Origin of the sequence: Streptomyces sp. NPDC001530 (genome assembly GCF_042894545.1) — a bacterium.
Lineage (GTDB): Bacteria > Actinomycetota > Actinomycetes > Streptomycetales > Streptomycetaceae > Streptomyces.
The window spans coordinates 147,717-162,878 of the sequence record NZ_JBIAVS010000005.1 but is presented as its reverse complement, the minus strand read 5'-3'; the positions used below and the strand labels follow the sequence as shown (position 1 = coordinate 162,878).

Genomic DNA, 15,162 nt, shown 5'->3' with positions numbered 1-15,162 from the left:
CCTGCCCCTGGTGCGCCTGGCCGACCCCCCGCCGGCAACCCCGCCGGACCCCGGTGACGACACCCCGGAGGACACGGGGTCCTTCCCGGTCCTCCCGCCTGCTCCAGGCGCCGCGCCCCCGTCGCATCTGTTCTTGCCCGATCCGGTAATTCCGGGCGAAGACGAAGACGCGGATGATTCGGAGGCGGATCCCGCACCGATGGTGAATTCCGTCGTGGACCCGTCAGCCGGTCCGATGCGGAACGTGGCCGCCATGACGATGGTGATGGCGGCCGGCATTGCCGTGGCCGCCCTGCGGGGTGCATTCCACGTCGCCGAATACCTCAAAGCGCGCGCGGAACACCACAAGGCCGTCGCCGCACAGTCCCGTACAGCTGCCGGACGGGAAAGGGGACGGTCCCACATTCCGTCCGGTCCCGATTTCGGCCGGTCGGCACGGGGGAGCAGCGGACGGCACGCGTTACCGCGGTCCGCGGGTTCCCCGAGGGGCACGGCCGCCGCCTCCCGGGGTGTTCCCGCGGCCCTGCGGCCATCCAGCGGCCCGGACCGGAAGTCATCCCGGCGCGGCTCCGGCGCTCTCTTTGGCAGCCGTAGGGGGCCTGCTGGCACTCCGGAGCACCGAGGAGCGAGAGAAGCACGCAGGAACGCGCTCAGGAGCTCCGGTCGCCCTGCGGACGGAAGGACCCCGGCGCACCGTCAGGGGCCCGGCATCCGCGCGGCGGCCCGTGACCGTGCGGCCGACCGGATCCGCAACGGTCCGGCGCGCAAGCACGAGCAAGCGGGAAAGGCCCCGACGGGCTCCGGTGGCTCCCGACCCGGCAAGGACCGTCGGACGCTGCCAGAGGCCGTGGCAAAGGAAGCGCGCCGACGACTCAAGAAGCGGCGCAGGAACCTGGATCCGCCCGTCCTCAGCACCGTCACGAAGCCCAAGGGGACGGCCGGCAAGGTCAAGCCGGAACTGAAGAAGCCGGACGCCGCAAAGGTCGACCTGACCAAGAAGGCCCCCACAAAGAGGTCGGGCGGCGCGTCGTCCGTCCACGCACCCGGGGGAAAGCCGGGGGATCGCCCCTGGCACGGACGTACGGCGCCCACGACCGGCCCGAAGAGTGGCGGCCGACGGGGGCGCACGAAGGGCACGACGAGCCGCAGGCGGCCCGGCACCAGGACCCGGACACGACACACCAGGACGCGGCGGCCCCGGCAGGAGCCGACGACCGCGGGCCCCTTCGACACGCCCCGCAGCGACGGCGAGTGGCTGAAGCCGCCGCCGGGTTGGGTCGTGGACTACACGGTCACCGCGGAGCGGACCGACCGGCCCACACCCGCCCCGGTGACGACCGGACAGCGGGGCCTGCCCGCCGCGCCCGAACCGCACACGCAGCGGCCCGGCACCACAGCCCCGCCGGCACCGCCCCGAGCCCCGGCAGGAGGACCCGTGACCGCACCGGTCAAGAGCACGCAGTACACCGACAGCGACCTAACGGTCTATGACGTCATCGAGGCGGACGCCGACATGGCAGAGGAGATCCTCGCCGGAGCCGACCACGCGCGGACCGTCGCCGAGAAGTGCGAAGACATGGCGGACCGCCTGGAAGTCCTCTACGCCAAGATCCTGGACCTGAAGGTCCCCGGCCTCTTGGCGGGCATGGTCGTCCGACTCATGGAGAAGGCCGAGACGGTCAAGAACCGCGCTGAGGCCGTCGCCGAGACCCTTCCGCGAGCCTCCGAGGCCATCGCCGCCGCAGGGAACAAGGCCGCGGCGGAGGACAAGCACGTGGCCGACGCTGTCCGCGACGCTGGACACGTCGCCCCCGCCGAGCGCGAATACCACGAGGAGTAGGGCCTATGTCTGATCTCGTCCCCCGTACGAAGGGGGTCCTGGCCACCACGGCGGAGGTCATCGGCGAGGGGGTGCGGTACGGCATCCTGCTCGTCCAACTGACCGCCGCGGGCGTGGCCCTGGGCTACCTGTCCGAGGCGGTTCGGTCGGCGTACCGGTACGTGGAGGGGTGCGCCGCCTCGGTCGACCGGCTCGCCGACAAGGCCGCCTCGCTGCACGTGGACGCCGACGTGGTGGCCGCGCATCACGATGCCGCCGCCGTCATGCGCTCGGTCCTGGCAGAGGCCGACGCGATGGCGGAGGCCGCATCCGACCTGTCGGTGATGTTCCAGCAGACGGCCGATGCGCACCGCGCCGACTACGGCCCGGTCGCCGACGCCATGGCCTCCAAGAACGGCTCCGTGGCCGACCGCGAGTACTACAGCAACCGTTAGACCAGCCAGCACACACGAGGGCGGCCCGCACCGATCGGGCCGCCCTCCGCTTGTCCCCATGCCACGGAAGGACCCGCCCATGCTGCCCCTGCGTACGTACACCGCCATCGTCCGCGACCGCGCGGGCCGCGCCGCCACCCTGGCCGGATCGGCGGCTCTGACCTGCGGCCTGTTCACCGGGGAGTTCGCCGGTCCGACCGCACTCGCCACGGTCACCGCGACCGCTACCGGTCTCGTGTTCGCCACCGCGTTCAGTCTGGCCGACTGGTTCGTGAAGGCCGCTTCGAGGGTCCTGTACGTGGCCCCCGGTGCCGGTCTGCTGGTCACCCTCGCGGCGGAACGGATCGTCTCCGGCACCCACTGGGGCGAAGCCGTGGCGGTGGCCGCATGGACGGCCAGCGTGTGGTTCTTCCGGCCCGCGCGCCTGGCGCGGACCCTGCTCGGCAGGGAACCGACGCCCGTAGAGACGCTGGCTGTCGTTGAGGCCGTCGAGGCGCACCCGCTGTCGCAGTGGTGGGCGGAGCGCGTGGCCGTTGAGGACGGTATCGCCCCCGGCACGCGCCTAACGGAGCCGGAGCAGACCGGCCCGGCTTCCCTGCGGGCCGTCGTCGTGGCCGCTCCCGGTCAGCCGGTACCGCTGATCTCGCTCGCGCACCTGTCCGCCCTCATGGACGTGCCCGAAGACCTGATCAGCATCACGGCCGTGCCGGGCCGCGGGGCGGGGGTCAAGCGGCTGACGGTCGGCCAGGCGCCGACGGCCACCGACCCCGAGTCGGCGTGGGCTGAGCACATCGCCGCGCAGGTGCTTCCCGGCACTCAGTTGCTGAAGGTCAACACCTTCGACCTAGACAAGGAACTCTCCTGATGGGTCAGATCGTTGAACTAGAAGTCGCCACGCCCTACGGGGGGTTGGGGCGCTACGACCACTTGGCCCTGTGCGCGGCCCTACGTGTGGACGACCCCTCGCGCGTCGTCGTCGAACAGGACGGCATGAGCCGCGCCATGGTCACCGTCTACCCCTCCAACCCGCTCGCCTCCACGCCTGTGCCGACCGACCGCGACCTGATGATGGACCGCAAGGGCCGGATCATCATCGGCCGGTACCACAACGGCCGCCCGGTCTACCTGCGGCTGTACGACATGCTCACGGGCAGCGCGCAGCGCATCGCCCTGTTCGGCACGACCGGCGCCGGCAAGAGCCGCAGCCTTCAGCTCATCCTCGCGGCCCTGAAGCGCAACGGCGCCGTCACGTGGCTGGCCGACCTGAAGTCCGGCCAGTCCGTGCCGGAGGCCAAGGGCCAGGTGGACTGGCACGCCACCACGCAGGAAGAGGCCATCCACATGCTCCGGGCGGCCGTCGCTGTCGCCGAGGAGCGCATGCGCCGGTACGCGGCCATGGGCCGCACCGCGTTCCTGAAGGACGATCCCGACCCGCTGCTGTTCGTCTGGATCGATGAGGCGAACCGCCTGCTGGAGAAGGGCGCCCCGTACCGCGAAGAGGCCACCGCCCTGGTCAAGGAACTGGGGCGTACGGGCCGCTCGGTCGGCGTCGGCGTCGGCCTGGCTGCGCAGGCGTCCCACCTGGAAGAGATGGGCGGCAGCGACACCCTGCGCGGCATGCTCAAGGAAGGCGAAGTGATCCTGCTGCGCTGGTCCTCCGGCATGATGCGGCAACTCGTCTCCGACGGCCTGCTGCCCACCGGGGAGACCCTTCAGCCGATCCCGAAGTACCTCGGGGTCCGTACCCTGCGCTCCCGCCTGGACCTGGGCGACGACGATGACGACCGCCCCGGCACACAGGGCATGGCCTACCACCTGACGGGCGAACACCCCACGGCCATGCTGCGGTTCTCCCGCGTCGGCTCCATCGCCCCCGCCCCGGGCCTGGACCCGGAGATCGTTGAGCTGTACGGCAACGGCTCTGTGCCGGGCGTGGAAGCCGCCTCCGTGGACATGGCGGGTGAGCAGTACGCCGTGCGCGGCACGGGCGTCATCCTGCCGCTCTTCGACGAAGAGGACGGCGACGGGACGTCGACGCGGGCGCCCTCCGGGGCCGTCTCGCCCGGTCGCTCGCTGCGGCTGCCCGACCGGATCCTCCGCGCGCTGCAGGACGGCCCGCTGGATACCTACGGCGTCTTGGAAGCCCTCAAGGCTGACGGCGGCAAGGCCGTCAAGCCCGGATCCGTTCGAAACGCGCTCGGGGACCTGAAGGCCGACGGTCTGATCACCTCCGACGGCGGCACCCACACGCTCACGGAATAGGGCCAGGCACGCCCTGGCCTGCTAGTCGGGGGTGGCGTTCACCGCACCGCAGTTCCAGCAGTCCCACTCGTCTGGGACTTCGACGAGGTCGCAGCAGTCGCAGCCTTCGCCGTGGACGACGTTCTCTTCGTCGCAGCGCCAGCAGTCGAAGTGCAGGTGCGGCATCAGATCCCCTCTTCGCTCGCACGACCCTCCATCTCAGCATGCCGAAGGGAGCACGTCATGCACCAGACAGACCCGCCCGGGATCCTCGCCCCGCACATACCCGCTGACGCCTACCGACGCGCCGAAGCCACCGGAGCACCGGTCGTCATCGTCGTCAACGGCACCACCCCGACCGGCATCCCCTGGCGGCGGGTTCTGGTCCCGTTCGCCATCGCCGGTGCCGCCGCCCTGGGCGGCTGGGGACTGGTCGCCGCCCTGTGCGCCCTGCTCGATGCCGCCGCCCACACCGCGACGGTCATCGCCGGAGCTGCCGGACCCGTCGGGGTCGGCGGCATCACCCTCAAAGTCGCCCGCGCCAAGAAGTGATCCACGAAGGAGACCTGTGATCCGACTGCGTATCCGCATCACCGACTGGCCCCGCCGGGCGCTGGTCCTGACCGACACCCCCGCCCCCGACTGCCCGGAGTGCGACGGCGAGGGCGCCATCGAGTTCGACTACGGAGACCCCGAGACCGGCGAGTACGACGGTACCGACTGGGAGCCCTGCCCCTGTTGGAACGACAGCCGCCGCCTGGTCCTGCTGCCCCTGCCGCGCCACCCCCTCGGACTGCGCCGGCGCGACGACGGCCGGGACCCGTGGGGCCCCGACGGCTACAGCAACGAACCGCCCTTCTAACCCTGCGAGATCAGGAGACAGCATGTCGTTCGGAGAGACCCCGATCACGGTTATCGGCAACCTGACCGCCGACCCGGAGCTGAAGTTCACCGACTCCGGCCAGGCCTTGGCAAAGTTCACGGTGGCGTCCACGCCGCGCACCTTCGACAAGGACTCCGGCCAGTGGCGCGACGGGACGTCCACGTTCTTCCGCTGCGCCGCCTGGCGCTCCCTCGCCGAGCACGTCGCCGAGTCCCTGACGAAGGGCTCGCGCGTGGTGCTGTCCGGCCGGATCCGTCAGCACGACTGGAAGACGCCGGAGGGCGAGAACCGCTCGATGCTCGCCGTAGAGGTCGACGACATCGGCGCCTCGCTCCGCTTCACCACCGTCGCCATCAACGGCAAGGCCGCAGGCAAGCCTGACGCGTCCGGCGACCCGTGGAACACCGCAGGTGGCGGGGAGAAGCCGCCGTTCTAGATGCGCCCGGGGCGACCGCCCCATCTCGCCAAAGACACGCGGTCGCCCCGGTTTCCAGCACCACTTCAGAGAACTGGAGAACTCCAGCATGGCCCATCCCGTCGTGCCGCCGGAGAGCGGCAACATCAGCCTGTGCACCGGGTCCGGTGCGCTGGACCTGGCCGTGGAAGCCGTCACGGGCCTGCCCACTGTCATGGTCGGTGAGAAGGATCCAGCCGCATCCCGGCTGCTGGCCGCCCGTCTGCCCGGTGCCCGCAACCTGGGCGACATCACGGCCGTCGACTGGCTGGCGCTGGCCGCCACGCTGCCGCGCCCGGCGGCGCTGACCGCTGGGTTTCCCTGCCAGGACATCTCCAACGCCGGACCTCGGGGAGGGATCGCCGGTGACCGATCGGGACTGTGGAAAACCATCGCCCACGCCATTCGCCATCTTCGACCCCGCCTCGTCTTCCTGGAAAACGTGGCCGCCCTCCGCAGCCGGGGACTCGACGTCGTCGCCGCTGACCTGGCCGCGTGCGGGTACGACGCACGGTGGATGTGCCTACGCGCTGGAGATCCCGAAGTCGGAGCCTGCCACCGACGCGACCGCTGGTTCGCCGTCGCGTATCCCGCTGCTGAAGACCCCCACGTCCCAACTGGGACGCAACGGGGGACCCCAGCACCCGGACAAGCGCAAGGCGGGCGGGCACGGGCCCACGCTGGAGGACGAAGTGGTCTTCTTGCTACCCCCAACGGACGCCTGAGGCTGCTGCCCACCCCCGCCGCCGCCGACGGAACCGGCGGCCCCGGCACCTCCCCCAAGCGCCAGGGCGGCATGAACCTGCGCACCGCCGTCACCCTGCTGCCCACCCCCGCCGCCCGCGACTGGAAGTCCGGCGCCTCCAACCTGCTCGGGACCAACTCCCGCCCGCTGAACGAGGTGGTCGTCAACCTGCTGCCCACCCCGACCGCCTCCCGCTACGGCCGCAACCGGTCCGCCTCACAGGGTGCGAGTTCGCGCCCCTCCATCGAGTACCTGGCCCGCGACCTGGCCGACGGCCGCCAGTGGATGGCCACCAACGGCACCGACTACGGACCCGCCATCCACCGGTGGGAGGCCGTCCTGGGGCGCCCGGCGCCGGAGCCGACCGAGGCGGGTACCAAGGGCAACCGCCGCCTGTCCCCCGCCTTCGTGGAATGGATGATGGGCGCCGATCCCGGCTGGGTGACCAGCCCGGACCTGGGCCTGTCCCGCCCCGACCAGCTCAAGATCCTCGGCAACGGCGTGGTCATCCACCAGGCCGCACTCGCCTACCGCACCCTGCTCACCGCCGACGCCGCACCCGCCGCCGCCCGCCAGGCCCCGTCCCAGCTCGCCCTGGACATCGCCTGAAGACGCCCGGGGCGACCGCCCCATCTCGCCAAAGACACGCGGTCGCCCCGGTTTCCAGCACCACTTCAGAGAACTGGAGAACTCCAGCATGACGCATGACGCACGTTCCGCGCTGCTGTCCGCAGCGCTGCAAGCCGCCGCCCGCGGCTGGCACGTCCACCCACTGCGGCCCGGCGGCAAGGGTTCCGCCCTGCACGGCGAGCGCGCCTGCCGCCTCGCCGACGAATGCGCCGACGGACACGTGAAGTGGGAGCAGCGCGCCACCACCGACCCTGACCGCATCCGCGCCGCCTGGACCGCGGGCGCGTTCAACGTCGGCATCGCCCCGGGCCCCTCCGGCCTGGTCGTCGTCGACCTGGACGTGCCCAAGGAACAGAGCGGGAAGGGCAGTTCGGACGCGCCTGACGGCGCGGCAAACTTCCTGGCGCTCTGCGAGCGCGCCGGAGTGCCCTGGCCCGCCACCTACACGGTGCGGACGCCCTCCGGCGGCATGCACCTGTACTTCACCGCCCCGCCCGGCCTCCGCCTGCACAACACCTCCCGCACCCTGGCCCCGTACGTCGACACCCGCGCCTGGGGTGGCAACGTCGTGGCCGTGGGCAGCACCACGCGACAGGGCGCCTACGAGGTGGCCGACGACCTGCCCGTGGCGGACCTGCCCGCCTGGCTCCTGGTCGCACTCCAGGCGCCTCCCACGCCCGCAGCGCCGCCCGCCCCGCTCCTCATCTGGGGGCAGGCCACCCCCCGCGCCACGGTAGCGCTGGAACGCGAGACGGCCGCCGTCCGCGGCACCTCGGAGGGCGGGCGGAACAACCGGCTGTTGGTGGGCGCCCGCGCCCTGGGACGGTTCGTGGCCTGGGGCGAGATCGCCCGAGACGTGGTGGAGGAGGCTTTTCAGGCGGCCGGCGAGGCGGCCGGACTGCCGGTGACCGAGTGCCGGACCACCATCCGCAGCGCCCTGGACTGGTCCATCCGCACCTGCCGCCCGCGGGAGGCCGCGTGAACACCCAACCCCGCCGCCCTGAAAAGCCTCATACGCCCACGCCAGGCCGAACCTGCCCGTCGTTTCCGGACCTGGACGGAGGCCGTGGCACGAAGGACGGCGGCCGTCAGGCCGTCCTTTCAGCCCTTCCCCCACGACCGCCCGTGATCACTGTGACCGGCACTCAGCCCGGCTTGCAGATCCGCATGACGGGCGTGCCCGTCGCGGACTGGCTGTGCGCCTGCGGCCACCACGAACGCGCCCGCAGGCGCCAGGCCGTCATCGAACTGACCACCCGCGTCCACGTCGGCACCTGCCCCCACCGCACCACCCCCGCACAGGAAGGGAGGAACACCGCATGACCAGCGCCAACACGTCCGAGCCGTCCATCGACGGCGCGGCCCTGCTCGATGAGGTCGAAGCGTTCCACCGTCGCTTCAACGTCTTCCCCACCGAAGCCGCCTACGTCGCGGTCGCCCTGTGGGACGCCCACGCCCACCTCATCGACGCGTTCGACGGCACCGCCCGCCTGGCGTTCCTCTCCCCGGAGCCGGGGTCGGGCAAGTCCCGCGCGCTGGAGATCGTGGAAACCCTCACCCCGCGCGCGGCCACCACCGTCAACGCCTCCGCCAACGCACTCTTCCGGCTCGTGGAAGCCGACGGAGGAACGCCGACGCTGCTCTTCGACGAGATCGACACGGTGTTCGGGCCCAAAGCCGGGGGCAACGAGGAAGTTCGCGGCTTCCTCAACTCCGGCTACCGGCGCGGCGCCAAGTCCCTGCGCTGCGTCGGTGACGGATCCAACCAGAACACGGAGTGGTTCTCCTCGTTCTGCGCGGTCGCCATGGCCGGACTCGGCTCGCTACCCGACACGATCCTGACCCGCTCGGTCATCATCCGCATGCGCAAGAAGGCCCCCAACGAGAAGGCCGAACCGTATCGCCGGCGTGTCCACGAGAAGCAGGGCCACGCTTTGCGCGACCGGCTCGCCGATTGGACCGCCACCATCCACGACCAGATCGCCGCAGCGTGGCCAGAGATGCCTGAGGGCGTCTCCGACCGGCCAGCCGACGTGTGGGAACCCCTTCTCGCGGTCGCAGACGCAGCCGGTGGCCACTGGCCCGAGCGGGCCCGCGCCGCCTGCATCACCCTCATCAAGTCCGCGCAGCAAGGCGACGAAGCCTCAGTTGGTGTCCGCCTCCTGACCGACCTTCGCGACCGCGTGTTCTGCGGCGCCGACCGCATGCCCACCGCTGCCATCCTCGAAGTCCTCCTGGGCCTCGATGACGCTCCGTGGGCCGACCTGGCCGACGACGGCAAGGCGCTGACGGCCCGGGGCCTGTCCAAGCTCCTGAGCCAGTACGTCCGCCCCGACAACAGCCCCATCCGGCCGCGCGGCATCCGTGTCGGCAGCGGCACCCCGAAGGGCTACTACTCGGAGGATCTGAGCGACGCGTGGGCCCGCTACTGCCCCCCTCCCCCCGAGAAGTCCGCAACATCCGCAACGTCCGCAACATCGCAGGTCGACGGGGGTGAATCTGTGGCGGAAGGCCCTTCCGAGAGCCGCCACGAGTTCACGGAAACCGACACACGCCAACTCCGCATTGCTGGCTGACCAGCCGCACTCGATAGGTGCCGCCGCCCAGTCGCGTGGCGGCACCTATCCGCAACACAACCGCCGTCCGCCACAAATCCAAGCCGCTGACCAGCAATGTTGCGGCGTGGCGGATGTTGCGGATCCCTCAGAGGCCTCAAGACGAGGAGTCGCAACATGGCACGCCTCGAGATGCTCAAGCTCCCCGAAGTCCTCAAAGAGATCGGCATGAGCCGAGCTGCCTTCTACCGCATGCGCGCCCGCGGCCAGGCCCCCCGTCTCCGCAAGCTCCCCAACGGTCAGGTCCGCGTCAGCCGCAATGACCTTGACGCCTGGTGGGAGAGCTGCGAGGAACGCGCCGCCTGACGACCCCGCCCCATCGAGCCCGCCCCACTTGGGGCGGGCTCTCTCACTGCTCGGAGAGCCATGCCCCTCACGTACGACGTCAGGATCTACAGCATCGAAACCCGCCGCGACCGCCCGAAGCCCTACCGCGTCCGGTGGCTTGTGGGCACCCAGAAGCATTCCAAGAGCTACACGGTCAAAGCCCAGGCTGACGGCCGTCGCTCGGAGCTGATGACCGCCCTGCGCAAGGGCGAACAGTTCGACGTGGAGACTGGCCTCCCCGCCTCCGAACTCCGCGCGCTCAACGGCTCCGTGACCTGGTACGAGCACACGCGCGCGTACATTGACCGCAGGTGGGACAAGCTCCCCGCCAAGTCGCGCCGCAACGACGCCGACGCCCTGGCCACCATCACTCCCGCGCTCGTGAAGACAACCGTCGGGCAGCCCTCTCCCCGCGTACTCCGCACCGCCCTGTACGGCTGGGCGTACAACAAGAGTCGCTGGCCCCAGGAGCACCCCAGCGACGTCACGGACGCACTCCGCTGGCTGGAGAAGAACTCCCTGCCCGTGGCCGCTCTCGAAGACCCCGCCACGCTCCGTCTGGCTCTGGACGCCCTGTCGACACTGCTCAACGGCTCCTCCGCCGGCGCGCGCACGGCGCGGCGCAAGAGGGCATGCCTCAGCGATGTCTTGGGGCTCGCGGTCGAACGGCGCTACTTCAGCGTTCCGGTCAACCCACTGTCCACCGTGAAGTGGTCGGCGCCGAAGTCGACCGAAGAGGTTGACCCGGCGAGCGTCGCCAACCCTCGTCAGGTGCGGGCTCTGCTTGAGGCCGTACGGGGGCAGGGCGATCGGGGTGCCCACCTTGAGGCGTTCTTCGGGTGCCTGTACTACGCCGCTATGCGCCCCGCCGAAGCGGTTGGGCTGACCGCGCCCCAGTGCCACTTGCCGAAGAGGGGATGGGGCAAGCTCACCCTTCGCGGCGGGATCGTCCACGCCGGCCGCGACTGGACGGACGACGGTCGGGCCCACCAAGTCCGCCACCTCAAGGCGCGAGCGCAGCGAGACTCGCGTGTGGTGCCCATCCCTCCCCACTTCGTCGCGATGCTCCGTTGGCACATCGAGCGCTATGGCACTGCTCCGGACGGCCGCCTGTTCCACACAAATCGTGGGGGCGTGATTCAGGACACGGGATATGGCGAGGTGTGGGCAAGCGCCCGAGGCGACGCGCTGACGCCGGAGCAGGAGGCATCGCCGCTCGCCCGGCGACCGTACGACCTTCGATGCGCCGGGGTCTCGTTCTGGCTCTACAGCGGGGTAGACCCGATGGAGGTCGCACGTCGGGCCGGACACTCGGTAGCCGTGCTGCTACGCGTCTACGCGAAGGTTCTGGCGCAAGCCCAGGAGCGGGCGAACCTCCAGATTGAGGCTGGCCTGCGGGAATGGGACGGGGCTGGCCTCTCCCCCGGGGGACGCCTGGGGGACACGCACTGATCAGACCTGGGACTCACCCGAGATCAGGTGAGACAAGCCACGCATTTCGACCCTCGTTCGAATGACGTTGTTCGAATACGAAGAGACCCCCTCCGATCTACGTTTCCGCAGTTCGGAGAGGGTCTACCTTCATGTGGCGGCGCCAGGATTCGAACCTGGGAAGGCTGAGCCGGCAGATTTACAGTCTGCTCCCTTTGGCCGCTCGGGCACACCGCCGGGTTTGCTGCTGTGAGACCCGCTTTGGGGCGGTGCTCCCTGGCAACGACGTAAACGATACCTGATGGCTGGGGGTGCTTCGCCACCCCATTGATCGGCGCTTGGAGGGAAGGGGATGGCTAGGCTTATGCGGATGCGGCCCGGGACCGATGCCGGGCTCGACGGCCGCCCCCATGCATCCCCATGCACCCCGATCCACACCCGATACAAGGAGCCACAGGACATGGCCGACTCCAGTTTCGACATCGTCTCGAAGGTCGAGCGGCAGGAGGTCGACAACGCCCTCAACCAGGCCGCCAAGGAGATCTCGCAGCGCTACGACTTCAAGAACGTCGGCGCCTCCATCTCCTGGTCCGGCGAGAAGATCCTGATGGAAGCGAACTCCGAGGAGCGGGTGAAGGCCATCCTCGACGTGTTCGAGACCAAGCTGGTCAAGCGCGGCATCTCGCTGAAGGCGCTGGACGCCGGTGAGCCCCAGCTCTCCGGCAAGGAGTACAAGATCTTCGCGACCATCGAGGAGGGCATCTCCCAGGAGAACGCGAAGAAGGTGGCGAAGATCATTCGCGACGAGGGCCCGAAGGGCGTGAAGGCACAGGTCCAAGGCGACGAGCTGCGCGTCAGCTCGAAGAGCCGTGACGACCTGCAGGCCGTGCAGGCGCTCCTCAAGGGCAAGGACTTCGACTTCGCGCTGCAGTTCGTGAACTACCGGTGATCTAACCCTCTGAGCTGCACTAACTCAAAATGGCCGCGGCCGGAGGGCACAACGCGGGCACATCACCGAGGACCGCCTCAATGGCCGCCCGCGTTGTGTCCTCGTCATCTGGCCAGAGGTGCGTGTAGATATCGAGCGTGATCGACGGCTTCGAGTGACCGAGCCGCCGCTGAACGGTCTTCACGCTCTCGCGGTTCTTGATCAGTGCCGAGGCGTAGAAGTGCCGGAGGTCGTGCATGCTCGCGCCCTCCGGCACGCGGACCGGTGCGGGCTCCTGGCCCTCCGGCCGACCGCTCTGCACCCATGCCGCGTACGCCTCCGCGTAGGCCCTGCCGAGCGCCTCGTTCGCCCGCTCTTCCATCCGCGCCCACACGTGCGACCAACTCGCCCGCTTGATCACCTCGTTGCGGCCGTTGCTGAACAGCATCTGCGCCTTGCGTCGCTTCGGCTTCCGTGGGTCCGTGCGGTCCTCGATGTCGACCCCGACCGCCGAATACTGCTGGAGGTGCGCGGCGAGCGCGTTGACCGCGGGGGTGGCCAGCGGCACCGTGCGGTAGCTCTCGTGCGTCTTGGGCTCTCCGAGGTACGGCTCGGGTGTCTCGTCCTCGTCGGCGTCGGTGTCCTTGTCCGGGGTGATGAGCTGCTGCCGAACCGTCACTTCTCGCCGCAGGAAGTCGATGCAGTCGACTTCGAGGCCGAACACCTCGCCCTGCCGTAGCCCGGAGGCCGCGGCGAGCAGGATCATCGCGCGGTGCAGGGGCGGCGCGGCCTCGATCAGTGCGCGCACGGCATCGGCGTGTAGCGGCACGATCTCCGCTCGCCGGACCTCCGGCAACTTGATGCCGGCGCACGGGTTCAGCGCGATCGTCCGGTCCCGGACGGCCGTGTGCATCACGGTGACCAGGTAGGCGAACGTCACCCGCAGCGTGGACGGGGCGAGGACCTGCGACCGGTCCTTGACCCAGGCCTGCACTTCCGAGGGCCGGATCGTCACGACCGGGCGGTCGCCGAACGTCGGGTAGATATGCAGCCGTAGGGCCCGCTCGACGCGCGACGAGGTGCCGCCGCGGTGCACGGCCGAGGTGCGCCAGCGCTCGGCGACAGAGCGGAAGCTCTCCTTGCCCGCAGCGGGGTCGACGTACAGACCGCGGTCGAGGTCCGCCTGAACGGTCGCCGCGCGGGTGTCTGCCTGGCTGCGCTTCGCGAAGTTCTCCTTCTGCTGCTCCCCCGCCGCATCGCGCCAACGGACCTGCCACCGCTTGCCCTTGCCGTGGTCGGCGGACGGTACGAGGGTGCGGGTCTTGCTGCTGTGCTCGGTGCAGGGGTTGGCACCCTTGCGCGGGCGGCTCAAGTGCCACCGGTCGTAGACGTTAGCCATGATCCGGCTCCTCCCCCTCGATCTCGCTCCGGTGCACCCAGCGATACCCCTTGTCCAGGTCAATGCGGTTCTTCTCGTGCTCTCGAATAGCTGGCTCCAACTCGGAGAGCAGGGCACGGGTAATGTGCCCACGCGCGGCCTGGAGTGCCCGCGGCGACTCCGGCAGTTCCGCACGTTCGGCGAGCCGCGCGTCCCGCTCGGCTGCAAGTCCGCGCCCCCACAACTCGCGTGCCGTGTAGGCCACGTACTCGGGTGTCGTGTCCAGCCGCTTCGCTGCCTTGATCTCAGCCTCGTCCGGCGTCTCCCAGAAGTCGCGTCGTGTGTCCGCGACCATGGGCCATCGGGCCAGGGAGCGAGCGGCGAGGTCGGCCATGACCTCAACGCTGAAGTCTTCATCTCGCTTGAGGTGCCAGTGGCCCGGCTTCTGGAAGGCAGACCAGCGCATCTCGCTACCGCCGCGGTCCAGCAGGTACAGGATCGCCTCTCGCCGGGCGGCGACCTGGTCCGTGAGCCAAACCGCGCCTTCCGGCAACAGTTCAGCCAGAGGTACGCCGTACAGCAGCGGGAGCAACAGGAGTTCCGGCGCGGTGATCCCGCGCTTCCCCTTCTCGATCTGGCCGACAGTCGGACGATGCCACGACAGGCCGAGACGCTGGGCAGATCGGGCCATCTCCTCAGCAGTAAGTTGCTTGGCCTCTCGAAGGTCCTGTAGCCGTCGGCCGAGCGCGGCGCTGAAAGCGGGTGCCTGCTCCAGCTCAACAGCCCATGCCTCCTCCGTCATTGGCTCTTTGGAGCCGTGGTCTGGCACGGATTCCTGTCCGGCGTCTTGCTTCATGGAGAGAACAATATCGTTCGCTTGACGAAGACGCCAGACAACGGCAAGATCGGTGCAGCGGAAGATTCCCTTCTCTTCACTGGAGAGTCATGCCCAGCCGCGTCACCCATCCCCAAACCACTCCGGCACAGCGACGGAAGCTCGCCACGGCCCAGGAAATAGCCAACTACCTCGACGTGCCGATCGGCACGGTTTATCAGTGGTCCAGCCGTGGAGGCGGGCCGAAGCTGATCAAGGTCGGCAAGCACCTCCGCGCCCGCTGGGACGACATCGAGGAGTGGCTCAACGTCCAGACGATCGCGGCATGAGAACAGCCGCCAGCAGGGCGCCCGGTGCTGCGAACACCGGAAACGCCGCTGCTGACGGCCGCGGCACCCCAGACAAACCGAAAGGGACCGGT

18 protein-coding genes and 1 tRNA gene are annotated in these 15,162 nt (G+C 69.9%); 15 read left to right on the top strand and 4 right to left on the bottom strand.

Features of this window, described 5'->3' with window-relative positions; genetic code table 11:
* The first annotated feature begins 847 nt into the window (after nucleotides 1-847).
* From ACFY0T_RS11315 to ACFY0T_RS11300, 4 genes are read left to right on the top strand one after another with little or no spacing between them, the layout of a single operon-like run.
* Nucleotides 848-1,840, top strand: a complete 993-nt coding sequence (locus ACFY0T_RS11315; protein ID WP_388867504.1) for a hypothetical protein — start codon at nucleotides 848-850, stop codon at nucleotides 1,838-1,840.
* Nucleotides 1,841-1,845: 5 nt separating this feature from the next.
* Nucleotides 1,846-2,274, top strand: coding sequence for a hypothetical protein (locus ACFY0T_RS11310; protein ID WP_388867503.1), 429 nt, complete (start codon nucleotides 1,846-1,848; stop codon nucleotides 2,272-2,274).
* A gap of 58 nt (nucleotides 2,275-2,332) precedes the next feature.
* Entirely contained in the window at nucleotides 2,333-3,139 is an 807-nt protein-coding gene (locus tag ACFY0T_RS11305; RefSeq protein WP_388867500.1) for a hypothetical protein, read from the top strand.
* Complete coding sequence (locus tag ACFY0T_RS11300) at nucleotides 3,139-4,536, top strand: transfer protein (protein ID WP_388867497.1); 1,398 nt, start codon at nucleotides 3,139-3,141, stop codon at nucleotides 4,534-4,536. Before ACFY0T_RS11305 ends, ACFY0T_RS11300 begins: the two co-directional genes overlap by 1 nt.
* A 21-nt stretch (nucleotides 4,537-4,557) precedes the next feature.
* On the opposite strand, the gene ACFY0T_RS11295 is transcribed toward ACFY0T_RS11300, so the two are convergent.
* Nucleotides 4,558-4,701 carry a hypothetical protein gene (locus tag ACFY0T_RS11295; protein ID WP_388867494.1) on the bottom strand — a complete coding sequence of 48 codons (144 nt, stop codon included), beginning with the start codon at nucleotides 4,699-4,701 and terminating at the stop codon, nucleotides 4,558-4,560.
* A 57-nt stretch (nucleotides 4,702-4,758) separates the two neighbouring features.
* Here ACFY0T_RS11295 and ACFY0T_RS11290 point away from each other — a divergent pair, with 57 nt between their 5' ends.
* The 9 genes from ACFY0T_RS11290 (at nucleotide 4,759) to ACFY0T_RS11250 (ending at nucleotide 11,621) form a co-directional block, all read left to right on the top strand.
* Nucleotides 4,759-5,067: a hypothetical protein gene (locus ACFY0T_RS11290; RefSeq protein ID WP_388867491.1), complete on the top strand. Its 309-nt coding sequence runs from the start codon at nucleotides 4,759-4,761 to the stop codon at nucleotides 5,065-5,067.
* Nucleotides 5,068-5,083: 16 nt separating this feature from the next.
* On the top strand, nucleotides 5,084-5,377 hold the full coding sequence (locus tag ACFY0T_RS11285; protein WP_388867488.1) for a hypothetical protein: 294 nt from the start codon (nucleotides 5,084-5,086) through the stop codon (nucleotides 5,375-5,377).
* Between the two features lie 22 nt (nucleotides 5,378-5,399).
* On the top strand, nucleotides 5,400-5,834 hold the full coding sequence (gene ssb, locus ACFY0T_RS11280) for a single-stranded DNA-binding protein (RefSeq protein ID WP_388867485.1): 435 nt from the start codon (nucleotides 5,400-5,402) through the stop codon (nucleotides 5,832-5,834).
* A gap of 88 nt (nucleotides 5,835-5,922) precedes the next feature.
* On the top strand, nucleotides 5,923-7,206 hold the full coding sequence (locus ACFY0T_RS11275) for a DNA cytosine methyltransferase (RefSeq protein ID WP_388867482.1): 1,284 nt from the start codon (nucleotides 5,923-5,925) through the stop codon (nucleotides 7,204-7,206).
* 88 nt (nucleotides 7,207-7,294) lie between these two features.
* Nucleotides 7,295-8,209, top strand: coding sequence for a bifunctional DNA primase/polymerase (locus tag ACFY0T_RS11270; RefSeq protein ID WP_388867480.1), 915 nt, complete (start codon nucleotides 7,295-7,297; stop codon nucleotides 8,207-8,209).
* A gap of 152 nt (nucleotides 8,210-8,361) precedes the next feature.
* Entirely contained in the window at nucleotides 8,362-8,550 is a 189-nt protein-coding gene (locus ACFY0T_RS11265) for a hypothetical protein (RefSeq protein WP_388867477.1), read from the top strand.
* Nucleotides 8,547-9,803 carry a DUF3631 domain-containing protein gene (locus ACFY0T_RS11260; protein ID WP_388867475.1) on the top strand — a complete coding sequence of 419 codons (1,257 nt, stop codon included), beginning with the start codon at nucleotides 8,547-8,549 and terminating at the stop codon, nucleotides 9,801-9,803. The genes ACFY0T_RS11265 and ACFY0T_RS11260 overlap by 4 nt, the downstream gene beginning before the upstream one ends.
* 156 nt (nucleotides 9,804-9,959) lie before the next feature.
* Complete coding sequence (locus ACFY0T_RS11255; protein ID WP_388867473.1) at nucleotides 9,960-10,148, top strand: helix-turn-helix transcriptional regulator; 189 nt, start codon at nucleotides 9,960-9,962, stop codon at nucleotides 10,146-10,148.
* Between the two features lie 60 nt (nucleotides 10,149-10,208).
* A complete protein-coding gene (locus ACFY0T_RS11250) occupies nucleotides 10,209-11,621 on the top strand; it encodes a tyrosine-type recombinase/integrase (protein ID WP_388867470.1) in 1,413 nt (470 codons plus the stop codon).
* A gap of 134 nt (nucleotides 11,622-11,755) precedes the next feature.
* Here ACFY0T_RS11250 and ACFY0T_RS11245 read toward each other — a convergent pair.
* A tRNA-Tyr gene (locus tag ACFY0T_RS11245) sits at nucleotides 11,756-11,837 on the bottom strand.
* A 223-nt stretch (nucleotides 11,838-12,060) separates the two neighbouring features.
* On the opposite strand from ACFY0T_RS11245, the gene ACFY0T_RS11240 reads away from it, so the two are divergent.
* Nucleotides 12,061-12,549, top strand: a complete 489-nt coding sequence (locus ACFY0T_RS11240; protein WP_388867468.1) for a YajQ family cyclic di-GMP-binding protein — start codon at nucleotides 12,061-12,063, stop codon at nucleotides 12,547-12,549.
* A 19-nt stretch (nucleotides 12,550-12,568) separates the two neighbouring features.
* Here the strand turns inward: ACFY0T_RS11240 and ACFY0T_RS11235 are convergent, their stop codons facing one another.
* A complete protein-coding gene (locus ACFY0T_RS11235; protein WP_388867465.1) occupies nucleotides 12,569-13,927 on the bottom strand; it encodes a tyrosine-type recombinase/integrase in 1,359 nt (452 codons plus the stop codon).
* A complete protein-coding gene (locus tag ACFY0T_RS11230) occupies nucleotides 13,920-14,762 on the bottom strand; it encodes a helix-turn-helix domain-containing protein (RefSeq protein ID WP_388867463.1) in 843 nt (280 codons plus the stop codon). The genes ACFY0T_RS11235 and ACFY0T_RS11230 overlap by 8 nt, the downstream gene beginning before the upstream one ends.
* A gap of 89 nt (nucleotides 14,763-14,851) precedes the next feature.
* Here ACFY0T_RS11230 and ACFY0T_RS11225 point away from each other — a divergent pair, with 89 nt between their 5' ends.
* Complete coding sequence (locus ACFY0T_RS11225; RefSeq protein ID WP_388867460.1) at nucleotides 14,852-15,070, top strand: helix-turn-helix domain-containing protein; 219 nt, start codon at nucleotides 14,852-14,854, stop codon at nucleotides 15,068-15,070.
* Nucleotides 15,071-15,162: the final 92 nt, after the last annotated feature.

Excerpts from the sequence above, each read along its gene's own strand:
- ACFY0T_RS11310 (WP_388867503.1), top strand. The coding sequence starts at position 1,846 with ATGTCTGATCTCGTCCCCCGTACGAAGGGGGTCCTGGCCACCACGGCG.
- ACFY0T_RS11305 (WP_388867500.1), top strand. The coding sequence starts at position 2,333 with ATGCCACGGAAGGACCCGCCCATGCTGCCCCTGCGTACGTACACCGCC.
- ACFY0T_RS11300 (WP_388867497.1), top strand. The coding sequence starts at position 3,139 with ATGGGTCAGATCGTTGAACTAGAAGTCGCCACGCCCTACGGGGGGTTG.
- ACFY0T_RS11295 (WP_388867494.1), bottom strand. The coding sequence starts at position 4,701 with ATGCCGCACCTGCACTTCGACTGCTGGCGCTGCGACGAAGAGAACGTC.
- ACFY0T_RS11290 (WP_388867491.1), top strand. The coding sequence starts at position 4,759 with ATGCACCAGACAGACCCGCCCGGGATCCTCGCCCCGCACATACCCGCT.
- ssb (WP_388867485.1), top strand. The coding sequence starts at position 5,400 with ATGTCGTTCGGAGAGACCCCGATCACGGTTATCGGCAACCTGACCGCC.
- ACFY0T_RS11275 (WP_388867482.1), top strand. The coding sequence starts at position 5,923 with ATGGCCCATCCCGTCGTGCCGCCGGAGAGCGGCAACATCAGCCTGTGC.
- ACFY0T_RS11270 (WP_388867480.1), top strand. The coding sequence starts at position 7,295 with ATGACGCATGACGCACGTTCCGCGCTGCTGTCCGCAGCGCTGCAAGCC.
- ACFY0T_RS11260 (WP_388867475.1), top strand. The coding sequence starts at position 8,547 with ATGACCAGCGCCAACACGTCCGAGCCGTCCATCGACGGCGCGGCCCTG.
- ACFY0T_RS11255 (WP_388867473.1), top strand. The coding sequence starts at position 9,960 with ATGGCACGCCTCGAGATGCTCAAGCTCCCCGAAGTCCTCAAAGAGATC.
- ACFY0T_RS11250 (WP_388867470.1), top strand. The coding sequence starts at position 10,209 with ATGCCCCTCACGTACGACGTCAGGATCTACAGCATCGAAACCCGCCGC.
- ACFY0T_RS11240 (WP_388867468.1), top strand. The coding sequence starts at position 12,061 with ATGGCCGACTCCAGTTTCGACATCGTCTCGAAGGTCGAGCGGCAGGAG.
- ACFY0T_RS11235 (WP_388867465.1), bottom strand. The coding sequence starts at position 13,927 with ATGGCTAACGTCTACGACCGGTGGCACTTGAGCCGCCCGCGCAAGGGT.
- ACFY0T_RS11230 (WP_388867463.1), bottom strand. The coding sequence starts at position 14,762 with ATGAAGCAAGACGCCGGACAGGAATCCGTGCCAGACCACGGCTCCAAA.
- ACFY0T_RS11225 (WP_388867460.1), top strand. The coding sequence starts at position 14,852 with ATGCCCAGCCGCGTCACCCATCCCCAAACCACTCCGGCACAGCGACGG.